The following is a 284-nucleotide window of genomic DNA, read 5'->3' as shown; positions in this document are numbered from 1 at the left end:
GAGTGTAGTAAACGATGGCAAGCTGGAGAGCACACGAACAGTTAAAGCGTATGATGCTGAGATCACTGCAGCACCAGCAGCAGCGACAGTAACCGCAACGAACAATGCAACAGGCACAGCAGATACGGTAAAAGTAACAGGTTTAGCAGAAGGCGACATCGTGAACGTATACGCGGCAGCAACCGGCGGCACGGTACTTGACACGGGAACTGTGGCAAGCGGCGCAACGGAAGTAACGATTTCGAAAAACGATCTGCTTACTGCAACAGGCGGAACAGCGTACG

The 284-nt window shown here is 52.5% G+C and carries 1 pseudogene; it reads left to right on the top strand.

Annotated features, from left to right (window positions below):
• A pseudogene (locus FGT79_RS31540) lies at window positions 1-284 on the top strand (hypothetical protein); the annotation flags it as partial.

The organism is Paenibacillus sinopodophylli, assembly GCF_005930355.1.
GTDB classification, from domain to species: domain Bacteria; phylum Bacillota; class Bacilli; order Paenibacillales; family Paenibacillaceae; genus Pristimantibacillus; species Pristimantibacillus sinopodophylli.
This window is presented reverse-complemented; position numbering and strand designations above follow the sequence as displayed.